Genomic DNA, 23,591 nt, shown 5'->3' on the forward strand with positions numbered 1-23,591 from the left:
CCGCCTACCGAACCACCGAACTGCCCGACTTCCGGGGGCCGTCGCGCGCCCCCGGCCGCTCGCCGTCTAACTCTGGTGGGCCTCGTAGTGGGAGACCGCGTCCGCGGTGCGCCCCGCCCCGTAGACCCTGAGGAACTCTGCCAGTTCGGGGTGGGTGGGGGCGAGGGTGTTCGCGGCGTCGATGATGTCACCGGCGGCCGAAACCGAGCGCAACAGCGACTGGATCTCGCGCACCACGCGCCGTACGGTCGTCGCCCCGGTGGACGACGCGGTCTGCGCGGTGTTGTTGAGCACCGACCCGCCCGCGGTCTTCTTGATCTCGTCCATCCGGTCGGTGGCCTCGGCGGCGCTCACACTGCCGTCCGCCACCTGCCCGGCCAGCTCCTGGAGGGCCTGCACCCGCTGGACGACGGCCGGGTTCCCGATCTTGGCCCGCTGGCCGCTCATGAGCTGTGACAGCATGGGCGCGGAGAGCCCCAGTACGGAGGCCAGACGGGCCTGGTTGAGGCCGAGATCGTCGATGAGACGGCGGAACAGCGCTCCCAGGGGCTCGCCGTACCAGCTGCGCTGCAGCTCCCGAGCGCGCGCGGTGGCTTCTTGCTGTGCTGCGTCCATGGCGTCTCCCCTGTCTCCCCGATCGCGCTTCGCTGCCGCGAATCTCGCGAAGCATCCTACGGAGACCACCTGCGCGCGGCGATACCCGGTCGGGAAACCTCCCGGGCACCGGGTACCCTGGTTCGCGACGGGGCCTTAGCTCAGTTGGTAGAGCGCTGTCTTTGCATGGCAGATGTCAGGGGTTCGACTCCCCTAGGCTCCACCGAGAAAGCCCCCTTGACCTGCGGGAACGCGGTCAAGGGGGCTTTTGCGTGCGTCCTGCCGGTCAGGCGCTCCTGGCCGGGGTGCCCTTCTGGGGAGCGAGCTCGTCGGGCGGGGGGAGCTGCTTGCCGGTGCCGGCCGAGCGCCAGGGGAGCTTGCCCTGGGTCACCGCGAGTACGGCGCCCAGCACCAGTACCAGTGCCCCGGTGCCCTGGAGCCAGCCGAAGGACTCGCCCAGGAGGAGGGTGGCGCACAGGGTGTTGATCACGGGGACGTTGAACATCATGAGGGAGGCCTTGGCCGGGCCGACGGTGCCGACGCCCCGGTAGTAGAGGAGGTTCGCCACGGCCGCGGCGCCGATCGCCAGGAAGGCGGTGTTCAGCCAGACGCTGGTCGGCAGTTCGCCCCATGCCACGTCGGGCATGTCGGGTGCCGCGAGGACGCCGAGGAGCACGGCGCCCGCGCAGGTCGCGTACGTGGTGGCCTTCAGCGGTTCGATGCCCTTGAGGACGCGTGGTCCCGCCAGGGTGTAGGAGGCCCAGCACACGGCGCTCAGGAGGAAGAGGGCGTCGCCCAGGAGCCGGGACGACCCGCCGCCCCCGCTGCCGCCGGCCCCGATGAAGAAGATCGCCGCGCCGGTGAGCCCGAGGGCCAGGCCGGTGACGCGGGCCCAGGTCGCCTTCTCCTTCTTGGTCACCAGCAGGAACGTGCTCGTGAGGACCGGGCTCATGACCGGGATGAGAATGCCGGCGTCCAGGGACGGGGCGAGCGACAGGCCCCAGAAGAAGAACCCGTTGTAGGCGAAGACGCCCAGCACGCCGGCGGCGGCCGCGAGCCATCCGTTGCGGGCAGGTACGCGCGTCGTACGGCTGCCGGACATCGCCACGGCGAGCAGCAGGGCCAGCGCACCGCCGCCGAACCGCAGGAAGGCTCCGACGGAGTGCGGTACGTGCTCCACCACCGACTTGGAACTGGAGAAGGAGCTTCCCCAGAGCACCATCGTCACCATCAGCAGCGTGTACGGGTTGCTGATCCTGTTCATCGTTACCATGCGCCGACCCTGCCCGACGGGTCTCCCCCCTGACTTGAACGCTCGTGCGCGGCCACAATGAGTGCATGAGGAACGGAAACGGCTGGGTGCGGTACTGGCGGGACGGGACCCGTCCGCTGGAGGCCATGCACGCGCACTTCCTCGACCACGTGTACGCGCCGCACAGCCATGACACCTACTCCTTCGGCATCACCGATCTGGGCGCGCAGACCTTCCGCTGCCGCGGGGCGCACCACACCAGCGGCGCCGGCATGGTGATGGCGTTCAACCCCGACGAGGTGCACGACGGCCAGGCCGCCGCGGAGCTCGGCTATCAGTACCGCATCGTGCACATCGGCCCGTCCGTGGTGCGCGACACCCTCGGCGACGCGGCCGGTGGCGGGGCCGCGGGGTCGATGCCGTTGTTCGTCCGCCCCGTACTGACGGACCCCCTGCTCACCGGGGCGCTGGCACGTCTGCACGAGGCGCTGGTGCACGGTTCCGGCGACCTGGCGAGGGAGGAGCTCCTGACGGCCACCGTCCTCGCGCTCGCGGAGCGGGGCGCGACGCGGGCACCACGGAGGCGGACCCTGGAGGGCGAGGCACAGCGCCGGGCCGCCCGGCAGGCGCACGCCCTGCTGAACGACCTCTTCCTCGAACCGGTGTCGGCGGAGCAGCTGGCAGCGGCGGCCGGCTGCAGCCGTTTCGCGCTGTACCGGGCCTTCCGCGCGGAGTTCGGCATGGCACCGAGCGACTACCAGCGCCTCCTGCGGCTCCGACGGGCACGGCAGCTGCTGGCACACGGCCTGTCCCCGGCGGACGCCGCGGCGTCCGCCGGTTTCTCCGACCAGGCGCACTTCAACCGGTGGTTCAAGCGGGCGTACGGCATCACTCCGGCGACCTACCAGCGGGCCGCTCACTGACCCCTTCGGCACCCGACAGCGCGAGGGGCGGGGCCTCGGGGGAGCGCTGTGCGGCCGGCCCGGCGGGCTGGTCCGGGGAAGCGGGAGGCTGGTCCGGAGAGGCGGGAGGCTGGTCCGGGGAAGCGGGCGGCTGGTCCGGGGAGGCGGGTGGCCGGGACGGCGGTTCGCGCAGGGCTCCGGTGGCCTTGAGCAGGGGTGTGGTCATCACGGTGGTGGTGATCGCCACGATGGTCAGCAGCCCGAGCATCTTCTCGTCGATGATCCCCGCCTCGTACCCGATCTGGAGCACCACCAGCTCGGTCAGCCCGCGGGCGTTGAGCAGTACGCCCAGGGTGAGCGCCTCCGACCAGGGCAGCCCCGTGCAGCGGGCGCACAGGCTGGGGCCGGCCACTTTTCCGACGGTCGCGACGACCAGCAGGGCGAGCAGGACCAGGCCGGCCCCGCCGTCCAGGCTCAGCGAGCCCAGGTCCACGCCGAGCCCGAAGCCCAGGAAGAAGAACGGCAGCAGTACGGTCTTCGCGGTGTCCGCCAGCGGGGCCACCGCGGCGCTCGCCGCCCGGTTCCCGTGCGGCCAGATCAGGCCGACCAGCAGGGCTCCGATGAGCTGGTGGATACCGAGGGCCGCCGTGAGGGTCGCGGCCACGCCCACCGCGGCCACGAGAAACACCATGAGGGCCGGCGCCTTCGCGCGGGCGTCCGCCCGGTCCGGCAGTTTCGTCAGGAGCCGGCGCAGCGGCCAGACGAAGACGGCGATCACCGCGACCACGGCCAGGGCTTTGGCGACGACGGTCATGGGGTCGCCACCGTGGGCGAGCGACAGGATCAGGGACAGGAGCAGCCAGCTGCCCCCGTCGCCCACGGCCGCCGCGAACAGGCTGAGCCGGCCCGGCCGCGTGCGGGTGAGCCCCAGGTCGCTCAGGATGCGCGCGAGCACGGGGAAGGCGGTGATGCTCAGCGCGCAGCCGATGAACAGGACGAAGGCGAGGGGCGGCACGTCCTCGGCCAGGTAGCCGTCCATCAGTGGCAGTGCGACCAGGGCGCCGGCCGCGAACGGGACGAGCAGCGACGACTGGCTGATCAGCACGGCGCGTGGCGCCGCGCCCCGCAGCCGCATCGACGCCAGTTCCTGCCCGACCCCGAACATGAACAGGACGAGGCCCAGCTGGGCCAGGCCGTTGAACATCGGGACGACTGCTGCGGGAAACAGCCAGCCGGCCACACCGGGAGCGAGGGATCCCAGTAAGGACGGGCCGAGGAGAATGCCGGCGACTATCTCTCCGGTAACGCGTGGCTGCCCCAGCTTCGATGCCACGTATCCCAATATGTGAGACGCGACGAGAACCACAGCGGCACCGAGGAAAAAGTGACCGACCGTGTCCAGGACCGATGAATCCGGGCTGGCAGATTTCTTGCCGGACTGCGTGTCGCCTACCTGCAAGGTGACGACAGTAATCACAGCAAGAGGCAGTAAAACGGTCAGAACGACTGCGCCTTGCGTGCGGAATCTCAGCTTCCTGCGGCGGGATCCCGCCAGTTCGGTCCCGGCCAACTCTTCCCCCAAGGTGGCTAGTTCATTCGGGTGCCGCAGCGAGGAGCCAACCGCACGGCCAGGAGGGGCGTCCAGTCGGAGTGATCAGGATCACATGGTCTTGTCCCGGTCATATTTGCCGTGCGATTGTTTCGCTCGTCGTGAATGGCGAGGTCGTTGTATCTCACATTCTGATACGGCATTCGTTGAGCATGAGGGGGGACTTCATGGTGCAATCGGATTGCTTTATGCGGGCCGAAGTAGGCCTATTAGGCCTGTTCAAAGAATCCGCAAGCACGCATCCGGAGCGCTGCGCGCTGTCCGCCGACGGCAGGCGTTTCACCTACCGCCGACTCGACGAGTGGTCGGACGCCATCGGGTGGCTGCTGCACGAAAAGGGAGTACGGGCGGGCGACCGTGTCGCCCTGCGCATGCTCCCCGGCGCCGACGCGGTCGCCGCCATGATCGGCGTCCTGAAGGCGGGGGCCGCCTACGTCCCCCTGGACGTCCGGCACCCGCCGGCCCGGAAGAGCTTCATCATCGCCGACAGCGAGGCGACCGCGATCATCGGTGACCCCGGTGAGGACCTCGCCGCCACCACGGTGACCAGTGTGATCACCACCCAGGAGATCGCCGGACTCGCCGACCGGGCCGGACGGACGGCACCGGGCCCCGTACCCGGCCCGCAGGCCGACGCCTACGTCATCTACACCTCGGGCACGACCGGTGCCCCCAAGGGCGTACCCGTACGCCACGGCCACGCCGCGGCCCTTTTCACCGCCTCACGGGCCGTCTTCGATTTCGACGAACACGACCGGTGGCTCCTTTTCCACTCGATCGCCTTCGATTTCTCGGTGTGGGAAATCTGGGGGGCCCTCACCACGGGGGCCGAACTGGTGGTCCTGCCCCACTGGGCCGCCCGGTCGCCCGACAAATACCTCGGCGTGATCGCCGACGAGGGCGTCACCGTGCTCAACCAGACCCCCACCGCATTCACCACCCTCGCCGAAGCGGCACTGCGCTCCGGCCGGGACCTGAGCGGTCTGCGGTACGTCATCTTCGGCGGGGAGAAGCTGGTGCCCGCCACGCTGCGTCCCTGGGCCAAGCGGTACGGCCTGGAAAGCCCCCGGCTCGTGAACGGCTACGGCATCACCGAGACCACCGTCTTCACCACGTTCCACGAGGTCGGCGAGGACGATCTGGACTCCGACAGGTCCGTGATCGGCACCGCCCTGCCCGGTTTCGGGCTGCGGGTGGCCGACGAGAGCGGCCACGAGGTGGCGGACGGCGAGACGGGGGAGCTGTGGCTCGCCGGCCCCCAGGTGACCGACGGGTACCTCAAGCGGCCGGACCTCACCGCGCAGAAGTTCGTGCCGGTCGCCTCCCCGGACACCGGGGAGCCCGTTCTCCACTACCGGTCCGGTGACCTGGTGCACCGCCTGCCCGACGGCAGCCTCGCCTACATCGGGCGGGCCGATCTCCAGGTCAAACTGCGTGGCTACCGGATCGAGCTCAGCGACATCGAGGCCGCGGTCCGCCGGCACGAAGGCGTACTCGACGCGGTCGTCCACGTACGGCAGTTCAAGGCCGGCGATGACCGGCTGGTCTGTGACTTCGTCGCACGGGACGAAGCGCAGGCACCGACGGCGGCCGATCTGCGCGCACACGTCAAGGATCTGCTGCCCGCCTACATGCATCCCGCCCGCTACCAGCGGCTGCCGGAGCTGCCCAGCACCGTCAACGGGAAGGTCGACCGGGCTGCCGTCGCCCGGTCATGGAACGAAACGGTCGTCACACATGAGTGAAATGACACAGGACAAGCCGATTCTCGACGAGGCCCGGAGCCTGATCCCGGCCTGGGCCACGGAGCTCCTGGAGGAACCGGCCACCCTCGAGGACAACTTCCTCGACCTGGGCGGCCACTCCGTCCTCGCCCTCGAACTGAGCAATCGCATCAAGGAGCGCTTCGGCGCCGAGGTCGACATTCAGATCCTCTTCGAGAAGAACCTCGCAGAGGTCGCCTCAGAGGTAGCTCGTCTCACCGGTACCCCCGTACAGAGCGGATGACAGCGATGACCGTTACTCAGCAGACCACGTTCTCCCTGACCGAAGCCGAGGTCGAGCAGTTCGAGCGGGACGGCTTCCTCGGACCCATCAAGATCTACGAGGTCGAGGAGATGGAGGAGCGCTGGAAGACCGTCCAGCGGCAGCTGCGCGACCGCTCGCACGCCATCTACCCGGTGGGCTCCGGCAAGGCGAGCAGCATCTCCAACTACGACCGGCACCTGGACATCGACCTGCTCTCCGAGCACATCATGAAGCGGGAGATCGTCGACCGGGTCGCCTCGCTCCTGGGCCCCGACCTGCTCTGCTGGCGCAGCGAGTTCTTCCCCAAGTACCAGGGCGACGAGGGCACGGACTGGCACCAGGCGGCGACCTTCGCGCACGCCAGCGGCACGCCGCAGATCGTGTGGCCCTCGGAGGACGGCCGGCCGGCCTTCGGCGGCACCGTCACCGTGTGGACCGCGTTCACGCACTCCACGAAGGAGAACGGCTGCCTCCAGCTGATGCCCGGCACGCACAAGGTCATGAACTACGACGAGTCGAAGGGCATGGAGTACAACGCGGAGGCGGCGAACTCCCAGGAGAAGGACGGCATCAAGCGGGGCTTCTTCGGCTACGACTACCGGCAGCTGCAGAAGGACCCGAACTGGAAGCCGGACGAGTCCCAGGCGTTCCCGTTGGTGATGAAGCCGGGCGAGTGCGTGATCTTCTGGTCGACCCTGATGCACGCGTCCCTGCCGCACACCGGGACCAAGAAGGACTACCGGATGGGTTACGCCGCCCGGTTCGTCCCCACGCAGGTGCAGGTCTACCCGGGCACCGACGAGGTGAGCGAGTACGGCGGCGGCATCGTGCTCGACAAGTACGGCACGGTCCTGGTGTCCGGTGAGGACACGTACGGGCACAACCGTGTCGCGAAGGAGAGCCAGCGGGGGTTCCAGTTCACCCCCCACCAGCAGAGCTGACGGGCCCCGGGGTGGAGGCGGCCTGCGGGCCGCCTCCACCCGCGCCTTTCGCCCGCCCTTACGGGAGACGGACATCCATGACGCCTCATCCGCTCGTTCTGCTCCACCACGCCGGCGGGTCCGCCGCTTACTTCGATCCCCTGGTGAAGGCACTGCCGCCGGAGATCGGGCCGCTGGCCGTCGATCTCCCCGGCCGGGGCCGCCGCTGGCGGGAAACGCCCGTCACCACCATCGACGAGGCCGTGGACTCCCTGCTGGACACCGTTTCCGCCATCGACGGCCCGTTCTCCGTCTTCGGGCACAGCCTCGGTGCCTATGTCGGCCTCGCCCTGGCGGCCCGGCTGGAGGAGACGGGGGCCCGCAGCCAGTGCGCCACCCTGTTCGCGTCGGCGAACTCGGGCCCGCGGGGTGCCGTCCTGCCCTTCGAAGGTTCTCCCCTCACCACGACCGACGAGGAGATCTTCGAGATCACCGCCAAATCCGGGGGCGGCCTCTCGCAGCAGATCCTGGACCATCCCCAACTGCGCCGCCGGACCGCCGATCTTCTCCGCGCCGACTTCTCGGTATCCGAGTCGTTCCTGTCCAGGAAGCGGCGCACCGTCACCGAGGCGGACATTGTCGTGTGCTACGGCACCGACGACATCTTCACGACCGAACAGCTCGACCAGTGGCGCTTCAACACCACGGCGTCGACGGAGACGCGGCTCTTCCCCGGCGGCCACTTCTACGTCGAGCAGAACGTCCCCGGGCTGGTGGAGATCATCGCGGGCCGACGGTACGCACGGGCCACCTGACCGGGTCCGCAGCCGCCTCGCGGCGCGCCGGCCGCCCCCCCTTGACGGGTGGCCCCAACAGCCCTCAGGGGGCCAGAGCTTGGCCGTATAGTGGATCGACCGACAGGCGCCGACCGCACGAGCAGCGTTTCCCGCGGCCGTGACCGGCCGGGGCGCACACTCCGCGGGGGCCACCACGAACCGCCGTGCGGGCAGGCCCCGTTCGCAGGCCATGAGGGGTGTGGCCGTGAGCCTCCAGGGATCCCATCACGCAGACCGACCGGAGTTAAGCCGCCGATGACATCGCCGCAGTACCGCCAGGTGCCCGCCCAGGTCGACCTGCCCGCCCTTGAGCACGAGGTGCTCGATTTCTGGCGCGAGAGCAAGGTCTTCGAAAAGACTCTGGAACAGTCCGAAGGACGCCCCGAGTGGGTGTTCTACGAGGGCCCGCCCACCGCCAACGGCATGCCCGGCGCGCACCACATCGAGGCCCGCGTCTTCAAGGACGTCTTCCCCCGCTTCCGCACCATGCGCGGCTACCACGTCGGCCGCAAGGCCGGCTGGGACTGCCACGGCCTGCCGGTCGAGCTGGCCGTCGAGAAGGAGCTGGGCTTCAACGGCAAGAAGGACATCGAGGCGTACGGCATCGCCGAGTTCAACGCCAAGTGCCGCGAGTCGGTGACCCGGCACACCGACGCCTTCGCCGAGCTCACGACCCGGATGGGGTACTGGGTCGACCTGGACGACGCGTACCGGACCATGGATCCCCCGTACATCGAGTCGGTCTGGTGGTCCCTGAAGAAGATCTTCGACAAGGGCCTGCTGGTCCAGGACCACCGCGTCGCCCCCTGGTGCCCCCGCTGCGGCACCGGCCTGTCCGACCACGAGCTGGCCCAGGGCTACGAGACGGTCGTCGACCCCTCCGTCTACGTCCGCTTCCCGCTGACCTCGGGCCCGCTGGCCGGCCAGGCGGCCCTCCTGGCCTGGACGACCACTCCCTGGACCCTGATCTCCAACACCGCCGTCGCCGTCAACGCCGAGGTGACCTACGTGGTCGCCACCGACGGCACGGAGCGCCTGGTCGTCGCCGAGCCGCTGATCGAGCAGGCGCTGGGCGAGGGCTGGGTCACCACCGGCGAGTCCTTCACCGGCGCCGAGATGGAGCGCTGGTCCTACCGGTCGCCGTTCTCCGTCGTCGCGCTCGAAGGCGCCAATATCGTCGTGAACGGCGACCACGTCACCACGGAGAGCGGCAGCGGCCTCGTCCACACGAACCCGGCCTTCGGCGAGGACGACTACCGCGTCTGCAAGGCCTACGGTCTGCCGGTCGTCAACCCCGTCCGCCCCGACGGCACCTTCGAGGAGGGCCTCGGTCTCGTCGGCGGCGTCTTCTTCAAGAAGGCCGACGAACTGGTCCTGGCCGACCTCAAGGAGCGGGGCCTGCTGTTCCGCCACGAGACCTTCGAGCACAGCTACCCGCACTGCTGGCGCTGCCACACCGCGCTCCTCTACTACGCCCAGCCGTCCTGGTACATCCGTACGACCGCGGTCAAGGACCGCATGATCGAGGAGAACGGGACGACGAACTGGTTCCCGGACTCGGTCAAACACGGCCGCTTCGGCGACTGGCTCGACAACAACATCGACTGGGCGCTGTCCCGCAACCGCTACTGGGGCACCCCCCTCCCGATCTGGCGCTGCGCGGACGACCATCTCACCTGTGTCGGCTCCCGCGCCGAGCTCACCGAGCTGACCGGCACCGACCAGTCGCAGCTCGACCCGCACCGTCCGTACATCGACGACGTCGTCTTCCCCTGCACCGCCGAGGGCTGCACGAAGACGGCGACGCGCGTACCGGAGGTCATCGACGCCTGGTACGACTCGGGCTCCATGCCGTTCGCGCAGTACGGGTACCCGTACCGGAACAAGGAGCTGTTCGAGAGCCGCTACCCGGCGCAGTTCATCTCCGAGGCGATCGACCAGACCCGCGGCTGGTTCTACACGCTGATGGCCGTCGGCACGCTGGTCTTCGACAAGTCCTCCTACGAGAACGTGGTCTGCCTGGGCCACATCCTCGCCGAGGACGGCCGCAAGATGTCCAAGCACCTGGGCAACATCCTGGAACCGATTCCCCTGATGGAGCAGCACGGCGCCGACGCGGTGCGCTGGTTCATGGCGGCCGGCGGTTCGCCGTGGGCGGCGCGCCGGGTGGGCCACGGCACCATCCAGGAAGTCGTCCGCAAGGCCCTGCTGACGTACTGGAACACGGTCGCCTTCCAGGCGCTGTACGCCCGGACCTCCGACTGGGCACCGTCGGCGGCCGACCCGGCCCCGGCCGACCGCCCGGTCCTCGACAAGTGGCTGCTCTCCGAACTCCACACGCTGGTGGCCGACGTCACCGAGGCCATGGAGTCGTACGACACCCAGCGGGCCGGCAAGCGGCTCTCGGCCTTCATCGACGACTTGTCGAACTGGTACGTACGCCGGTCGCGGCGCCGGTTCTGGCGGGGCGACAAGGGAGCGCTGCGGACCCTGCACGACGTGATCGAGACGGTCACGCGCCTGATGGCCCCGCTGACCCCGTTCATCACGGAGCGGGTCTGGCAGGACCTGGTGGTGCCGGTCACACCCGACGCGCCCGAGTCCGTCCACCTCTCCACCTGGCCCGAGGCGGACCGCTTCGCCGCCGACCCGGAGCTGTCGCGGCAGATGCTGCTGGTCCGTCGTCTGGTGGAGCTGGGCCGGGCCACGCGCGCGGAGTCGGGCGTCAAGACCCGTCAGCCGCTCTCCCGCGCGCTGGTGGGCGCGACCGGGTTCGCGGCGCTCTCCCCCGACCTCCAGGCCCAGATCACGGAGGAACTGAACGTCTCCTTCCTCGCCTCGCTCTCGGAGGTCGGCGGCTCGCTCGTCGACACCACGGCCAAGGCGAATTTCCGGGCCCTGGGCAAGCGGTTCGGCAAGGGCGTCCAGGACGTGGCGAAGGCGGTGGCGGCGGCGGACGCGGCGGCCCTCTCCCTGGCCCTGCGCTCCGGCGAGGCGACGCTGGAGGTGAACGGCGAGACGATCACCGTGACCCCCGAGGAGGTCGTCATCACGGAGACGCCGCGCGAGGGCTGGTCGGTCGCCTCGGACGCGGGCGCGACGATCGCCCTGGACCTGGAGATCACCCCGGAACTGCGGCGCGCCGGGCTGGCCCGCGATGCCATCCGGCTCATCCAGGAGGCCCGCAAGAACAGCGGCCTGGACGTGGCCGACCGGATCGCGCTGCGCTGGACCTCTGTCTCCCCCGAGACGACCACGGCGCTCACCGAGCACGCCGAACTCATAGCGGACGAGGTCCTGGCCGTCGATTTCGCGCCGGGTGACGCGGACCCGTCCTACGGCGAGACGTTCAAGGAGGACGCCCTGGGCCTCGGGTTCCGTCTGCGTAAGGCGTAAGTCCGCTGTTCCGGACCACCGGCCCGGGCCGCAGTCCCTTGGACGGGGCTGCGGCCCGGGCCGGTGTCGTGCGGCGGGGCGGCGGCGACCCGAGGCATCAGGTGGTGCCGCCGCCGCGCTCCTCGGCCTCGGCCTCGGCCTGCTTGGCCTGAACCTCCGGGTCCAGGGCGGCCGCCTCCGCGGTGCCGTCGACCGCGGTCAGGGTGGCGCGTTCGCTGACCTCGGTGGGAGCGGGGGGCTCGACCAGCCAGTCCGGGTTGGCCTGCTTGTCCCACCACTTCCAGGCGGCGTAGGCGCCGCCGGCGAGGAGGCCCACGATCGCGATCCGCTTGGCGGCCTTGCCGGCGCGGCGGCGGCGGTTGTGCTTCTTGACGAGCTTCTCGATCTCCTTGGCCGACACCTGGCCGCGGAGGGCCGCGATGGCGGCGGTGCCGCGGGCCACAGCCTGCTCGCGGACCGGTTCCGCGGCGGCGCGTGCGCTGTGCACGGCGTGCTCGACGCGCGGGGCGGTGTAGTCGGCGGCCTGGCGGGCCGCCTTGCGGGTGCGCTCGGCGGCCCGGCTCGCGGCCGCGTCGACCTTCGGCGGCAGGGCGCCGCGGGCGTGCTCGATGCGCGGCTGCAGGTGGGCGTCGTACTGGCTGCGGGCCTGGTGAGCGGCCTCGGCCACCTTGGGTGCCAGTCGCGTGCGGGCCTCGTGCGCGTAGTGCGTGGCGGTGTCCTTGGCCGTACCGGCATACGGAGCCACCACCTCCGCCGCGTGTCGCACGCTGTCCTTGGCCGAACTGGTCGCCGCGCGCACGCTGTCCTTGCGGGTCACGGGATCCTCCTCCTCGGTGGCGTGTCCGGGGGGCTCGGGGGGTTGTCCCCCGATGTCTGCTGTGTCGCCTGTCCACCCGGTTCAAGATCATGCCTGCTCACACGACATACGGCATGTGCGGGCGGGCATCCGGGTCATTGGGGGCCATACGGAGCCTTGCGATGACAATGCCACGGTTTTCCGGGCCGTGCGCCGGTTCGGCCGGTACTGGTGGCGGAAAGGAGAACCGAACGCTGCGGTGTCCCGGTGCGGGGCACACGTCCATGCGAGGATCGGGAACCGTCAGTGCAGACTTATGGAAGGTAGATCGTGGCTGAAGAGCTCTACGCCACCCTGAAGACCAATCAGGGCGACATCGAGATTCGGCTCCTGCCGAACCACGCCCCGACGACGGTGAAGAACTTCGTCGAACTCGCCAAGGGCGAGCGCGAGTGGACCCACCCGGAGACCGGTAAGAAGACCACGGACAAGCTGTACGACGGCACCGTCTTCCACCGGGTGATCAGCGGCTTCATGATCCAGGGCGGCGACCCGCTGGGCAACGGCACCGGCGGCCCGGGCTACGAGTTCAAGGACGAGTTCCACCCGGACCTGTCCTTCAACAAGCCGTACCTGCTCGCCATGGCCAACGCCGGCCCGGGCACCAACGGCTCGCAGTTCTTCATCACGGTCTCCCCGACCACCTGGCTGACCGGCAAGCACACCATCTTCGGCGAGGTCACCACCGACGCGGGCAAGAAGGTCGTGGACGCCATCGCGGCGACGCAGACCAACCCGCGTACGGACCGCCCGGTCAACGACGTCGTGATCGAGTCGGTCGTCGTCGAGACCCGCTGACGCGCGGCACCGCGTCACCGCGGACGCCCGGTCCGGCGGGCCCGCAGCGGCCCCGGACCGCGGACCCGCGGGAACCATTGCGCCCCGCCCGGTCGTAGATCGGGTGGGGCGCGCACTTCGTCGTGCGGTGACGTCCGCACGGATTCGGACGAGGGACCGAGGGGACCATGGACCAGGCGCCGGGCAGCCCGCAGGAGCCGCAGGACGCACGGCCGGGCGACGCCGCGCCCGGCTGCTACCGCCATCCGGACCGTGCGACGGGCATCAGCTGTACGCGCTGCGAGCGGCCCGTCTGCCCCGAGTGCATGGTCAGCGCGTCGGTCGGGTTCCAGTGCCCGGACTGCGTACGCGGCGGCAGCGGCACGGGACGTACGGCGCAGGCCACCGCCCCCCGGACGATCGCGGGCGGCTCGCTCGCCGCGGACACCCGCCTGGTCACCAAGATCCTGCTCGGCATCAACGTCGCGGTGTTCATCGCGGTGCTGGCGGTGGGCGACAGCCTGGTCCAGGACCTGGAGATGATCGGCGGCGCGTTCGTCCCCGAGGACCTGAGGTTCATCGGCGTCGCCGAGGGCGAGTTCCACCGCCTGCTGACGGCGGCGTTCCTGCACCAGGAGCCGATGCACATCATCTTCAACATGCTGTCGCTGTGGTGGCTGGGCCCGCCGCTGGAGGCGGCCCTCGGCCGGCTCCGCTTCATCGGGCTCTACCTGCTCTCCGCGCTCGGCGGCAGCGCCCTGTCGTACCTGCTCGCCGCGCAGAACCAGCCCTCGCTGGGGGCGTCCGGCGCGGTCTTCGGGCTGCTCGGCGCGACGGCCATACTGATGCGCCGCCTGAACTACGACATGCGGCCCGTGCTGATCCTGCTGGCGCTCAACCTGGTCTTCACCTTTGCGTGGCCCAACATCGCGTGGCAGGCGCATGTCGGCGGGCTGGTCGTGGGCGCGGCTGTGACGTACGGGATGGTGCACGCGCCGCGGGAGCGGCGGGCGCTGGTGCAGGGCCTGACGTTCGCGGTGGTGTTCCTGGTGATCGTCGCGGTGGTGTGGGTGCGGACCGTCCAGCTCGTGGGGTGAGCGGGGCGGCGGAGCGCGGATTCTGCGGTCCGCCGTGCGCGGTGCGCGGTTGTCCCGTACCGGTCCGATAGGGCGCCGGGAGGTGTTCCGGGTACGGGTTGTCCACGCTCCGGGTACGGGTTGTCCACAGCGGGTGGCGGATCTTGTGCACCGGGTGGGGAACGTGTGTTCCAACCTGCACAGAGACGCGTTTTCCCAGGAAGGACGGGTCGTCGCGGGGATCGGGGGGACGGACCGCTGGTCACACCGGCGTCAACGACCGGGAAGTTATCCACAGATCTTCTGAAGTTTTCCCCGGCTGTGGATAACTGTGTGGATGGCCTTGGGCAGGGCTTGCGTGACGGTGCCCGCGCTGGGGCAAGAAGCAGCCCGGCTGTCTCCGCTGACCGGCGTCACCGGTCAGCGAAGACGCAGTTCGTTCCGGGCTACTTCCACTGGGTGGACACGCCGAAGCCCACCGCGATGAAGCCGAACCCGCACACGATGTTCCAGTTGCCCATCGCCTTGACGGGCATGTCGCCCCCGGTCACATAGAAGAGCACGATCCACACCAGACCGATCAGGAACAGCGCGAGCATCACCGGGGCGACCCAGCCCCGGCCGGAGCTCATGCGCAGACTGGTCGTCTGCTTCGCCGGCGGCGGCGTGAAGTCGTCCTTCTTGCGGATCCGTGACTTCGGCACGAGGAACTCTCCTGTCGATGATCTGCGTGACCGCACTGAGGGCGGATGATGCATGACGCGGGCCGGGCGGGGACGCGACGGGGAGCGGATTCCCTCCCCGGGCGTCCGTTAGCGTAGTGCTTCCGCGGCGTCGTAAGGAGCAAGGGTACGTTGAGCACTTCCGCTGACTCCCCCGGCCGCCCGCCGCGCCGCCGCCTGCGGCCGGTGCGCCTGCTGACCCTGGGCGTCTTCGCGCTCGCCGGGCTGATCTTCTGGCTGAGCTTCGACACCGCGCGCGGCACGGACCTGCGCTCCGACGACTCGATGCTGCGCCTGTCCGACCTCATCCAGGAGCGCAGCCACAAGAACGGCGCGCACGACGAGCGCAACGCCGCGCTGCGCGACGAGGTCGACACCCTCGCGCACCAGGACAGCGGCAACTCGGCGGCCGAGAACGCCAGGCTGGCGGCGCTGGAGAAGAACGCGGGCACCAAGCCGGTCGACGGCCAGGGCATGACCGTCACCCTCACCGACGCCCCGCCGAACGCCACCGCGAAGATCCCCGGCGTGCCGGAGCCGCAGCCCAACGACCTGGTCATCCACCAGCAGGACCTGCAGGCCGTGGTCAACGCGCTGTGGCAGGGCGGTGCCAAGGGCATCCGGGTCATGGACCAGCGGCTGATCTCCACCAGCGCGGTGCGCTGCGTGGGCAACACCCTGATCCTCCAGGGCCGCGTCTACTCGCCGCCGTACAAGGTCACCGCCGTCGGTGACCGGGAGAAGCTGAGCAGGGCGCTGACCGCCTCGCCGGCCATCCAGAACTACATGCAGTACGTCAACGCCTACGGGCTCGGCTGGAAAGTCGACCAGCACGAGACGGTGACTCTGCCCGGCTACTCCGGCACAGTGGATCTCCACTACGCACAGCCTGTGAAGCCGTGACCCGCCGGCCGCCCGCACCGGCGCCGGCGGCCGGGGAGGGGGCGGTCCGCGATGACGGTACGGTCCAGGGCGGCGGCGCGGCCCGGGGCGGGAGGCCGGCCCGGCGGTGGGAGGCGCTCCGGCGCGGCGGCGCGGCTGGTCGTACGGACGTTCAGCGAGGTGTGCGTCACCGTCGGCACGCTGATCGTGCTCTTCGTGGTGTACGTGCTGTTCTGGACCGGCGTGCGGGCCGACAGCGCGATGGACGGTGAGATCGGCGCTCTCCAGGACCGGTGGTCCACCGGCCCGGTCACCACCGCGTCCCCGGACGCTGCCGCCGGACAGCCCGACCGGACCACGAGGCAACCGCGGTACGAGAACGGAAAGTCCTTCGCCGTGATGTACATCCCGCGGTTCGGAGCCGACTGGAGCAAGCCCGTACTGGAAGGCACCGGGACGGACGTCCTGAAGAAGGGCCTGGGGCACTACGACCGCACCGCGCGGCTCGGCGCGACGGGAAACTTCGCGGTCGCCGGGCACCGCCGTACCTACGGCGACCCGTTCAAGGACTTCCCCGAACTGCGGCCGGGCGACGCGGTGGTGCTCACGGACGGCGCGACCTGGTTCACGTACCGGATCGACCGGCGCCCCTGGACGACGCTGCCCACCGACATCGGGGTGATCGACCCCGTACCGCGCAAATCGGGATACAACGGTCCGGGCCGGTACCTCACCCTGACGACCTGTGAGCCGGAGTGGGGCCACAGCCACCGGCTGATCGTCTGGGCGCACCTGGATTCCACCCAACCCGTGGAGCGCGGGCGGCCGTCGGCTTTGACCGGCTGAGCCCCCGGCCGCCGCCCTCGCCCTTTAGTCTGGTGGAGCGATCGACATCGATCGACACGGTCATCGTCATCGGCAAGTAGGGGCAGCGACAGCATGTACGGCTGGATCTGGCGGCATCTGCCGGGCAACGCATGGGTGAGGGCGCTGATCTCCCTCGTGCTGGTGCTGGCGATCGTCTACGTGCTCTTCCAGTACGTCTTCCCGTGGGCGGAGCCGCTGCTCCCCTTCAACGACGTCACGGTCGACCGAGGGATGGGAGCCGTCCGATGACCGCAAGGATCCTCGTGGTCGACAACTACGACAGCTTTGTCTTCAACCTCGTCCAGTACCTCTACCAACTCGGGGCCGAGTGCGAGGTGCTGCGCAACGACGAGGTGGGGCTGCGGCACGCTCAGGACGGTTTCGACGGTGTCCTGCTTTCGCCCGGGCCCGGCGCCCCCGAGCAGGCGGGTGTCTGCGTCGACATGGTCCGGCACTGCGCCGACACGGGCGTGCCGGTCTTCGGGGTCTGTCTCGGGCTGCAGTCGATGGCGGTCGCCTACGGCGGTGTCGTGGGCCGGGCCCCCGAGCTGCTGCACGGCAAGACGTCGCTGGTCTCCCACGAGGGCGCGGGCGTCTTCAAGGGCCTGCCCACCCCCTTCACCGCCACCCGCTACCACTCCCTGGCCGTGCGGCCCGGCACCGTCCCCGACGAGATGGTGGTCACCGCCTGGACGGGCGACGACGCCGAGACCGGCGTGGCGATGGGGCTGCGGCACCGGGAACTTCCCGTCGAAGGCGTCCAGTTCCACCCCGAGTCGGTCCTGACCGAGTGGGGTCACCGGATGCTCGCCAACTGGCTGGTGGAGTGTGGCGACTCCGGTGCGGTGGAGCGTTCGGCGGGGCTTGCCCCGGTGGTCGGCAAGGTCGGCGCGTGACTGACCTCCGCCCCGGGCGCGAGGGGAGGTCCTACGAGCCGTCGCGTGACGCCGACGGTTCGTACGACCGCGAGGCGTTCGAGGCGGCCGTCGGGCAGCTGGACGACCCGCTGACGGACCCGCTCCCCGGCCGCCCGCCGGCACGGGAGCCGGGGCCGGGCCGTCCGGGCGCCGGGCGGGACGAGCGTCCGCAGCCGGAGCGGCCGACCGGGGCGGAGCGGCCCCCGCAGCCCCCGCAGCCCGCGCAGCCCCCGCAGCCTGGGCGGCCCTCGCAGGCCGGGCAGCCCGCCTCCGGGCGGAGCGGTTCTCCGTGGTTCCGGCCGCATCAGGCCCCGGTGGCGCCTCCCGCACAGCAGCAGGGCCAGGACCGGGACCGCGCGATACCCGGCCCGGACCGGGCCCCGACGCCCCCGTACGGGCGGAGCCAGGCGCCCGCTCACACGGCTGCCCCGAACCCGGTTCCGCACCTGGCCCCCGACCCGGCACCGTCCCCGACCTCGGATCCGTCCCCGGCCCCGAGCCCGGCTCCGCCCCCGGGACCGGTCACGGCACCCACTCCCGCTGCCGGGCCGGACCCGTTCCTCAACCCGGCCCTGGACCCGCCGTACGTACCGGGCCCTGTCGGCACCGTCGGCCCGGATCCCGCGTACGACGCCGAGACCATGGCACTCCGTCAGGCCGCAGAGCCGGTCGGCGACCACGGCGGGACGGACGTTGTTTCACGTGAAACAGAGCCCGAGGCGCCGGCTTCCGGCTCGTCGGCTTCCACGCCATCGACGACCGGTGGCCGCGCCGCACGCCGTAAAGCCGCCCAGGAGGCCGCCAAGCGCGGTAACAGGCGCGCACGGCGTGGTTCCCCTCCGGGCGGTGCGAGCGCCGCCTCCTCGGCCGCAGAGGCGCCTTCCGTGCCCATGACGCGGATGGAGGCCCGCCGCGCCGAGCGGGCCGGCAAGGAGAGTCCGGGCATCATCGTCAGCCGCGCGGTGGGCGAGGTGTTCATCACCCTCGGCGTGCTGATGCTGCTCTTCGTCACCTATCAGCTGTGGTGGACGAACGTGCTGGCGCACCAGCAGGCGGGCGGCACCGCCAGCAACCTGGAGCACGAGTGGGACGAGGGCGGCGAGGACCGCAGGCCCGACGCCTTCTCACCGGGCCAGGGCTTCGCGATCATGTATATCCCCAAGCTGGACGTGAAGGTCCCGATCGCCGAGGGCATCAGCAAGCCCGCGGTGCTGGACCGCGGCATGATCGGTCACTACGACAAGAACAGCGTGAAGACCGCGATGCCCTGGGACAAGCAGGGCAACTTCGCGGTGGCCGGGCACCGCAACACCCACGGTGAGCCCTTCCGCTACATCAACAAGCTGGTCAAGGGCGACAAGATCGTCGTCGAGACGCGCAGCACGTACTACACGTACACGATGGAGAGCATCCTGCCGCAGACCTCGCCGCGGGACATCGCGGTGCTCGACCCGGTGCCGAGGCGCTCCGGATTCACCCGCCCCGGCCGCTACCTCACGCTGACGACCTGCACCCCCGAATTCACCAGTACCTTCCGGATGATCGTCTGGGGCAAGATGGTCGAGGAGCGGCCGCGGAGCAAGGGCAAGCCGGATGCGCTCGTCAGCTGAGCGAACGTAAGAGGGGTACCACGCGGTGACTGCCACCGGACACGACGAGGACACCGGCACGGCGGCGGAGCCGCCGGCGTCCACGCCGCCGCGCCGCCTGCGCGGGCGCATCGCCACCGTCGTCAGCGTCGTCGGAGAGCTGCTGATCACGGCGGGACTGATCCTGGCCCTCTTCGTCGTCTACTCGCTGTGGTGGACGAACGTCCTCGCCGACCGCGAGGCGCACAAGCAGGGCGACACGGTGCGCAAGAACTGGGCGCAGACCCCGAAGGGCCCCGGCGCGCTCGACACCAAGGACGGCATCGGCTTCCTGCACGTCCCGGCGATGAAGAACGGCGAAGTGCTGGTCAAGAAGGGCATCGACCCCGACGTCCTGAACGAGGGCGTCGCCGGTTACTACACCGAGCCCGTCAAGTCGGCCCTTCCGCAGGACAAGAAGGGCAACTTCTCGCTCGCCGCGCACCGCGACGGGCACGGCGCGAAGTTCCACAACATCGACAAGCTCAAGGAAGGCGATCCGATCGTCTTCGAGTCCAAGGACACCTGGTACATCTACAAGGCCTACGCGTCCCTGGACGAGACCTCGAAGTACAACGTCGACGTCCTGGACGACGTCCCCAAGGAGTCCGGCAAGCGCAGGCCGGGCCGCTACATCACGCTGACGACCTGCACGCCGGTCTACACCTCCACGTACCGCTACATCGTCTGGGGCGAGCTGGAGCGCACCGAGAAGGTCGACGCCGAGCGCACCCCGCCGAAGGAACTGCGCTGAGGGCGGTACCGCCCCGGCCCACGGCAAAGCCCCGGCTCCCGAGAGGCGGATTCTAGGGATCGTCGCAACACGTAGTCGTGTTGTTCAGGCCGCGAGTAGTTTATGCAGGCGCTCGGCTGGGGTTTCCCAGTCGAGCGTTTTGCGTGGGCGGCCGTTGAGCTGGGCGGCGACGGCGTCGAGGTGCTCGCGGGTGTGGACGGACAGGTCGGTTCCTTTAGGGAAGTACTGGCGGAGCAGGCCGTTGGTGTTTTCGTTCGAGCCGCGCTGCCAGGGGCTGGCCGGGTCGCAGAAATAGACGGGGACGTTCGTGGCGAGGGTGAAGCTGCGATGGGCGGCCATCTCTGCGCCCTGGTCCCAGGTCAGGGACCGCTTCAGGTGCTGGGGGAGCCTTTGCGCGGTCTCCGTCAGGGCAGCGCGGACGCTGGCTGCGGTGTGGTCGGCGGGCAGGTGCAGGAGCATCACGTAGCGGGTGCTGCGTTCGACGAGGGTGCCGATCGCCGAGCCGCTGTCCTTGCCGATGATCAGGTCGCCTTCCCAGTGGCCGGGCACGGCCCGGTCGTCCGCTTCGGCGGGCCGCTCACTGATCATGACCATGGGATCGGTGAAGCGGGGCTGGCGGCAGTTGGCCTGGCGGTGCGGCCTGCGGCGGGCACGTCCGCTGCGCAGCGCGCCCGCCACCTCCCGTCGGAGGTGGCCGCGTCCTTGCACGTAGAGCGCCTGGTAGACCGTTTCGTGGACCACGTGCATCTCCGGCCGGTGGGGGAACTGTCTGCGCAGAGCGTGACAGATCTGTTCCGGGCTCCACCGCTGGTCCAGGCCCGCCTGGACGGCGTCCCGCAGTTCGGGATTCTGGCTGATCTTCCGCGGTTTCGGCCGTGGCCTGCGGCCATCGGCGCGGGCCTGGGCGGCGAACGGCCGGTAGTGCCACTGCTTGCGGGTGCCGTCGGTGCGGTTGCGCCGGATCTCCCGGCTGACGGTGGAAGGGCTGCGGCCCAGTTCGGCGGCTATCGACCGGATGGACGCCTTCTCCCGGAGCCGGTCAGCGATGTGGATGCGCTCACGCTCTGACAGAAAGCGCGAGCGCACTTCCACGGCTGCGGCTGCGGCTGCGGGCACCCGGTCCTGGAGAACGGGTGCCCGCCTGGTGTGGACGCGCTCCTGGTCGGGGCGGCGCGTCGCCTGGGCCGCCGGCGGTCTGAGCCGCTGAGGATCCCACCGGCCATTGCGCCATTCACGTCCGGTGCGCTCGTTCACACCGACCGCCGCGGACGCTTCCTTGCTGGTGTATCCCGCATTCACGAGCCGGAAGTATTCCGCCCGCTCAGCGGTGAGCTTCCTGCGCCCCTGAGCCGAGCGGACCTTACGGACCTCGAAGTCCATCGCACCCCTTGAACTGGGGTGTTGCAACGACCACTAGAACCCAAGCGAAGGGTGCCGGGGCTTTCCCGTGCGGCGACGGTTCCCCGTCAGTGCCTGCCGTGCCGGCCCCACCAGCCTCCTATGACGCCGCCACCGTCGTCACCGCTGTCGTCGTCCCCGGTGGGGGCGCCCATCGTGGTGAGCGTCACCGTGGTGGAGCCGGGGGCGGACGGGGTGTTGGGCTGCGGGTCCTGGCTGATCACGCGGGCCTTGTCGTCCTGCGAGCTGCCGCCCGCGAACTGGATGTTCGTGAAGCCGGCGTCCTGCAGGGCCTTCTTGGCGTCCTTGACGGACTGGCCGATGACGGTGGGCACCGGCTTCTGCTCGGCGGCCTTGCCGACGGTCAGTGTGATCGTGGAGCCGTTCCGGGCCTGCGCGTTGCCGTCCGGGGACTGCGCGGTGACCTTGCCGACCTGGTTCGGGTCGGAGACCTCCTGCTCGTTCTTGCTGACCTGGAAGCCGAGGTCGGTGAGCTGCTTCTGCGCGGTGTTGAAGTCCTGTCCGGTCACCGGCGGCACCGTCGTCGTGGGCGACTTCTTGGCGACCACCAGCGTGATCTTGGTCTTCTTGGTGCCCTCGCTCTGGCCCTTGGGGTCCTGGTCGACGACCGTGCCCTCCGGACGCTCGGAGACCCGCTCGGTCTTCTGGACGTCCTCGAAGCCCTTGTTCTTCAGGTCGTCCTTCGCCTTCTCGAAGGTCAGGCCCGTGACGTCGGGGATGGTGACCTTCTCCGGCCCGGTGCAGAGCGTCACCGTCACCGTCTCGTCCTTGGCGACCGTGCCGCCGGCGGCCGGTTCCTGCTTGGTGATCTGGTCCTTCTCGACGTTCTCACAGGCCGTGCTGCCGCTCTTGGAGACCTTGAAGCCGCCGTTGACGCCGGCCGACTTGGCCTGCTCCAGGGTCTTCCCGGTCAGCTCCGGCACCTTGACGTCACTGCTGGTGTTCGTGTTGCTGAACATCGCCTTGCCGATGAAGATCGCACCGGCCAGGACGAGGATGCCCGCGACGACGAGCAGGATCGTGGAGGTGTGCTTCTTCTTCTGGCCGCCACCGCCGCGGCGCCGGTCGGGCCGCTCGTCGTAGCCGTAACCGCCGTCGTCCGGGTTCATCGGCGGCAGCATCGACGTCTGGCCGGCCGGGTCCTGCGGGCGCAGCATCGCCGTCGGCTGGTCCTGGTCGTAGCCGGCCGCGCCGAGGGCGGCGGTCGCCGCGACCGGCTGCCCGTCGAGGGCCGCCTCGATGTCGGCGCGCATCTCGTCCGCCGACTGGTAGCGGTAGTCGGGGTCCTTGACCAGCGCCTTCAGGACGATGGCGTCCATCTCGGGGGTGATCTCGGGGTCGAAGTTGCTCGGCGGCTGCGGCTCTTCCCGTACGTGCTGGTAGGCCACGGCGACGGGCGAGTCGCCGACGAAGGGCGGCCGCACGGTGAGCAGTTCGTAGAGCAGACAGCCGGTCGAGTACAGGTCGGAGCGGGCGTCGACCTGTTCGCCCTTGGCCTGCTCGGGCGAGAGGTACTGCGCCGTGCCGATGACCGCGGCGGTCTGCGTCATCGTCATGCCGGCGTCGCCCATCGCACGGGCGATGCCGAAGTCCATGACCTTCACCTGGCCGGTGCGGGTCAGCATGACGTTGGCCGGCTTGATGTCGCGGTGGACGATGCCGGCCCGGTGGGAGTACTCCAGTGCCTGGAGCACGCCGATGGTCATCTCCAGCGACCGTTCGGGCAGCAGCTTGCGGCCGGAGTGCAGCAGCTCACGCAGGGTGGAGCCGTCGACGTACTCCATGACGATGTACGGGATGGAGACGCCGTCGACGTAGTCCTCGCCGGTGTCGTACACCGCGACGATCGACGGGTGGTTCAGCGAGGCGGCCGACTGGGCCTCACGGCGGAACCGGGCCTGGAAGGACGGGTCGCGGGCGAGGTCCACGCGCAGCGTCTTCACAGCGACGGTGCGGCCCAGGCGGGTGTCGTGCGCGAGGTAGACCTCGGCCATGCCACCGCGGCCGAGCACCGAGCCCAGCTCGTACCGGCCGCCGAGGCGACGCGGCTCTTCCATAAGCTTCTCCAGCCCTCTCCGTCAGTCCCGACCGCACCCGTGTGTGGTCCGGCGGTGTGCTGTTCGGGCATACCGTACCCGGCACGCCGTGCGGGGCCC

Annotated in this window: 21 protein-coding genes and 1 tRNA gene; 15 read left to right on the forward strand and 7 right to left on the reverse strand. The window is 70.1% G+C overall.

The window, feature by feature from the left end; translation table 11 throughout:
* Window positions 1–66: 66 nt before the first annotated feature.
* Window positions 67–615 carry a helix-turn-helix domain-containing protein gene (locus OEIGOIKO_RS20695; RefSeq protein WP_125046046.1) on the reverse strand — a complete coding sequence of 183 codons (549 nt, stop codon included), beginning with the start codon at window positions 613–615 and terminating at the stop codon, window positions 67–69.
* A 129-nt stretch (window positions 616–744) separates the two neighbouring features.
* Here OEIGOIKO_RS20695 and OEIGOIKO_RS20700 point away from each other — a divergent pair.
* Window positions 745–817, forward strand: a tRNA-Ala gene (locus tag OEIGOIKO_RS20700).
* Window positions 818–880: 63 nt separating this feature from the next.
* Here OEIGOIKO_RS20700 and OEIGOIKO_RS20705 read toward each other — a convergent pair.
* Window positions 881–1,858, reverse strand: coding sequence for a DMT family transporter (locus OEIGOIKO_RS20705; protein WP_246177450.1), 978 nt, complete (start codon window positions 1,856–1,858; stop codon window positions 881–883).
* A gap of 74 nt (window positions 1,859–1,932) precedes the next feature.
* Between OEIGOIKO_RS20705 and OEIGOIKO_RS20710 the strand changes: the two genes are divergently transcribed.
* Window positions 1,933–2,769 carry an AraC family transcriptional regulator gene (locus OEIGOIKO_RS20710; RefSeq protein ID WP_125055302.1) on the forward strand — a complete coding sequence of 279 codons (837 nt, stop codon included), beginning with the start codon at window positions 1,933–1,935 and terminating at the stop codon, window positions 2,767–2,769.
* Here the strand turns inward: OEIGOIKO_RS20710 and OEIGOIKO_RS20715 are convergent.
* Window positions 2,735–4,225 (reverse strand): cation:proton antiporter, encoded by a 1,491-nt coding sequence (locus OEIGOIKO_RS20715; RefSeq protein WP_307721237.1) that lies wholly within the window; start codon window positions 4,223–4,225, stop codon window positions 2,735–2,737. The two genes, OEIGOIKO_RS20710 and OEIGOIKO_RS20715, sit on opposite strands and share 35 nt — an antisense overlap.
* Before the next feature lie 320 nt (window positions 4,226–4,545).
* Here OEIGOIKO_RS20715 and OEIGOIKO_RS20720 point away from each other — a divergent pair, with 320 nt between their 5' ends.
* The 5 genes from OEIGOIKO_RS20720 to ileS all read left to right on the forward strand — a co-directional run bounded on the left by OEIGOIKO_RS20720 (window position 4,546) and on the right by ileS (window position 11,537).
* A complete protein-coding gene (locus OEIGOIKO_RS20720; RefSeq protein WP_246177451.1) occupies window positions 4,546–6,102 on the forward strand; it encodes an amino acid adenylation domain-containing protein in 1,557 nt (518 codons plus the stop codon).
* Complete coding sequence (locus tag OEIGOIKO_RS20725; RefSeq protein ID WP_246177452.1) at window positions 6,095–6,364, forward strand: phosphopantetheine-binding protein; 270 nt, start codon at window positions 6,095–6,097, stop codon at window positions 6,362–6,364. Before OEIGOIKO_RS20720 ends, OEIGOIKO_RS20725 begins: the two co-directional genes overlap by 8 nt.
* Window positions 6,365–6,369: 5 nt before the next feature.
* Entirely contained in the window at window positions 6,370–7,326 is a 957-nt protein-coding gene (locus OEIGOIKO_RS20730; protein ID WP_125055305.1) for a chlorinating enzyme, read from the forward strand.
* Window positions 7,327–7,403: 77 nt separating this feature from the next.
* The gene (locus OEIGOIKO_RS20735; RefSeq protein ID WP_125055306.1) at window positions 7,404–8,120 is read left to right on the forward strand and encodes a thioesterase II family protein; all 717 of its coding nucleotides are present in this window, start codon (window positions 7,404–7,406) and stop codon (window positions 8,118–8,120) included.
* A gap of 276 nt (window positions 8,121–8,396) precedes the next feature.
* Complete coding sequence (gene ileS, locus OEIGOIKO_RS20740; protein WP_125055307.1) at window positions 8,397–11,537, forward strand: isoleucine--tRNA ligase; 3,141 nt, start codon at window positions 8,397–8,399, stop codon at window positions 11,535–11,537.
* A gap of 97 nt (window positions 11,538–11,634) precedes the next feature.
* Here ileS and OEIGOIKO_RS20745 read toward each other — a convergent pair whose 3' ends face one another.
* Complete coding sequence (locus tag OEIGOIKO_RS20745) at window positions 11,635–12,354, reverse strand: DUF5324 family protein (RefSeq protein ID WP_031007805.1); 720 nt, start codon at window positions 12,352–12,354, stop codon at window positions 11,635–11,637.
* A 309-nt stretch (window positions 12,355–12,663) separates the two neighbouring features.
* Here OEIGOIKO_RS20745 and OEIGOIKO_RS20750 point away from each other — a divergent pair, with 309 nt between their 5' ends.
* Both OEIGOIKO_RS20750 and OEIGOIKO_RS20755 read left to right on the forward strand, forming a co-directional pair.
* Window positions 12,664–13,191, forward strand: coding sequence for a peptidylprolyl isomerase (locus OEIGOIKO_RS20750; protein WP_125055308.1), 528 nt, complete (start codon window positions 12,664–12,666; stop codon window positions 13,189–13,191).
* Window positions 13,192–13,358: 167 nt separating this feature from the next.
* Window positions 13,359–14,267, forward strand: a complete 909-nt coding sequence (locus tag OEIGOIKO_RS20755) for a rhomboid family intramembrane serine protease (protein WP_125055309.1) — start codon at window positions 13,359–13,361, stop codon at window positions 14,265–14,267.
* A 425-nt stretch (window positions 14,268–14,692) separates the two neighbouring features.
* On the opposite strand, the gene crgA is transcribed toward OEIGOIKO_RS20755, so the two are convergent.
* Window positions 14,693–14,950 carry a cell division protein CrgA gene (gene crgA, locus OEIGOIKO_RS20760; RefSeq protein WP_030017047.1) on the reverse strand — a complete coding sequence of 86 codons (258 nt, stop codon included), beginning with the start codon at window positions 14,948–14,950 and terminating at the stop codon, window positions 14,693–14,695.
* Window positions 14,951–15,100: 150 nt separating this feature from the next.
* Between crgA and OEIGOIKO_RS20765 the strand changes: the two genes are divergently transcribed.
* The 6 genes from OEIGOIKO_RS20765 to OEIGOIKO_RS20790 all read left to right on the forward strand — a co-directional run bounded on the left by OEIGOIKO_RS20765 (window position 15,101) and on the right by OEIGOIKO_RS20790 (window position 20,016).
* Window positions 15,101–15,871, forward strand: a complete 771-nt coding sequence (locus OEIGOIKO_RS20765) for a DUF881 domain-containing protein (RefSeq protein WP_030017046.1) — start codon at window positions 15,101–15,103, stop codon at window positions 15,869–15,871.
* A gap of 51 nt (window positions 15,872–15,922) precedes the next feature.
* The gene (locus OEIGOIKO_RS20770) at window positions 15,923–16,696 is read left to right on the forward strand and encodes a class E sortase (RefSeq protein ID WP_246177453.1); all 774 of its coding nucleotides are present in this window, start codon (window positions 15,923–15,925) and stop codon (window positions 16,694–16,696) included.
* 93 nt (window positions 16,697–16,789) lie between these two features.
* Window positions 16,790–16,966 (forward strand): hypothetical protein, encoded by a 177-nt coding sequence (locus OEIGOIKO_RS41675; RefSeq protein WP_030017044.1) that lies wholly within the window; start codon window positions 16,790–16,792, stop codon window positions 16,964–16,966.
* Window positions 16,963–17,613 carry an aminodeoxychorismate/anthranilate synthase component II gene (locus tag OEIGOIKO_RS20775; RefSeq protein ID WP_125055310.1) on the forward strand — a complete coding sequence of 217 codons (651 nt, stop codon included), beginning with the start codon at window positions 16,963–16,965 and terminating at the stop codon, window positions 17,611–17,613. Before OEIGOIKO_RS41675 ends, OEIGOIKO_RS20775 begins: the two co-directional genes overlap by 4 nt.
* On the forward strand, window positions 17,610–19,244 hold the full coding sequence (locus OEIGOIKO_RS42920; RefSeq protein ID WP_246177454.1) for a class E sortase: 1,635 nt from the start codon (window positions 17,610–17,612) through the stop codon (window positions 19,242–19,244). The genes OEIGOIKO_RS20775 and OEIGOIKO_RS42920 overlap by 4 nt, the downstream gene beginning before the upstream one ends.
* A 25-nt stretch (window positions 19,245–19,269) precedes the next feature.
* Window positions 19,270–20,016 carry a class E sortase gene (locus OEIGOIKO_RS20790; protein WP_125055312.1) on the forward strand — a complete coding sequence of 249 codons (747 nt, stop codon included), beginning with the start codon at window positions 19,270–19,272 and terminating at the stop codon, window positions 20,014–20,016.
* An 84-nt stretch (window positions 20,017–20,100) separates the two neighbouring features.
* Here the strand turns inward: OEIGOIKO_RS20790 and OEIGOIKO_RS20795 are convergent, their stop codons facing one another.
* Together OEIGOIKO_RS20795 and pknB are read right to left on the reverse strand one after the other, a co-directional pair.
* Window positions 20,101–21,396, reverse strand: coding sequence for an IS30 family transposase (locus OEIGOIKO_RS20795; protein ID WP_125053881.1), 1,296 nt, complete (start codon window positions 21,394–21,396; stop codon window positions 20,101–20,103).
* Window positions 21,397–21,482: 86 nt separating this feature from the next.
* Window positions 21,483–23,492, reverse strand: coding sequence for a Stk1 family PASTA domain-containing Ser/Thr kinase (gene pknB, locus OEIGOIKO_RS20800; protein WP_125055313.1), 2,010 nt, complete (start codon window positions 23,490–23,492; stop codon window positions 21,483–21,485).
* Window positions 23,493–23,591: the final 99 nt, after the last annotated feature.

Origin of the sequence: Streptomyces paromomycinus, from assembly GCF_003865155.1 — a bacterium.
In the GTDB taxonomy this organism is placed as follows: Bacteria; Actinomycetota; Actinomycetes; order Streptomycetales; family Streptomycetaceae; genus Streptomyces; species Streptomyces chrestomyceticus.

Excerpts from the sequence above, each read along its gene's own strand:
- OEIGOIKO_RS20710 (WP_125055302.1), top strand. The coding sequence starts at position 1,933 with ATGAGGAACGGAAACGGCTGGGTGCGGTACTGGCGGGACGGGACCCGT.
- pknB (WP_125055313.1), bottom strand. The coding sequence starts at position 23,492 with ATGGAAGAGCCGCGTCGCCTCGGCGGCCGGTACGAGCTGGGCTCGGTG.
- OEIGOIKO_RS20695 (WP_125046046.1), bottom strand. The coding sequence starts at position 615 with ATGGACGCAGCACAGCAAGAAGCCACCGCGCGCGCTCGGGAGCTGCAG.
- OEIGOIKO_RS20725 (WP_246177452.1), top strand. The coding sequence starts at position 6,095 with ATGAGTGAAATGACACAGGACAAGCCGATTCTCGACGAGGCCCGGAGC.
- OEIGOIKO_RS20795 (WP_125053881.1), bottom strand. The coding sequence starts at position 21,396 with ATGGACTTCGAGGTCCGTAAGGTCCGCTCGGCTCAGGGGCGCAGGAAG.
- OEIGOIKO_RS20775 (WP_125055310.1), top strand. The coding sequence starts at position 16,963 with ATGACCGCAAGGATCCTCGTGGTCGACAACTACGACAGCTTTGTCTTC.
- OEIGOIKO_RS20735 (WP_125055306.1), top strand. The coding sequence starts at position 7,404 with ATGACGCCTCATCCGCTCGTTCTGCTCCACCACGCCGGCGGGTCCGCC.
- OEIGOIKO_RS20770 (WP_246177453.1), top strand. The coding sequence starts at position 15,923 with ATGACGGTACGGTCCAGGGCGGCGGCGCGGCCCGGGGCGGGAGGCCGG.
- ileS (WP_125055307.1), top strand. The coding sequence starts at position 8,397 with ATGACATCGCCGCAGTACCGCCAGGTGCCCGCCCAGGTCGACCTGCCC.
- OEIGOIKO_RS20730 (WP_125055305.1), top strand. The coding sequence starts at position 6,370 with ATGACCGTTACTCAGCAGACCACGTTCTCCCTGACCGAAGCCGAGGTC.
- OEIGOIKO_RS20720 (WP_246177451.1), top strand. The coding sequence starts at position 4,546 with ATGCGGGCCGAAGTAGGCCTATTAGGCCTGTTCAAAGAATCCGCAAGC.
- OEIGOIKO_RS41675 (WP_030017044.1), top strand. The coding sequence starts at position 16,790 with ATGTACGGCTGGATCTGGCGGCATCTGCCGGGCAACGCATGGGTGAGG.
- OEIGOIKO_RS20705 (WP_246177450.1), bottom strand. The coding sequence starts at position 1,858 with ATGAACAGGATCAGCAACCCGTACACGCTGCTGATGGTGACGATGGTG.
- OEIGOIKO_RS20755 (WP_125055309.1), top strand. The coding sequence starts at position 13,359 with ATGGACCAGGCGCCGGGCAGCCCGCAGGAGCCGCAGGACGCACGGCCG.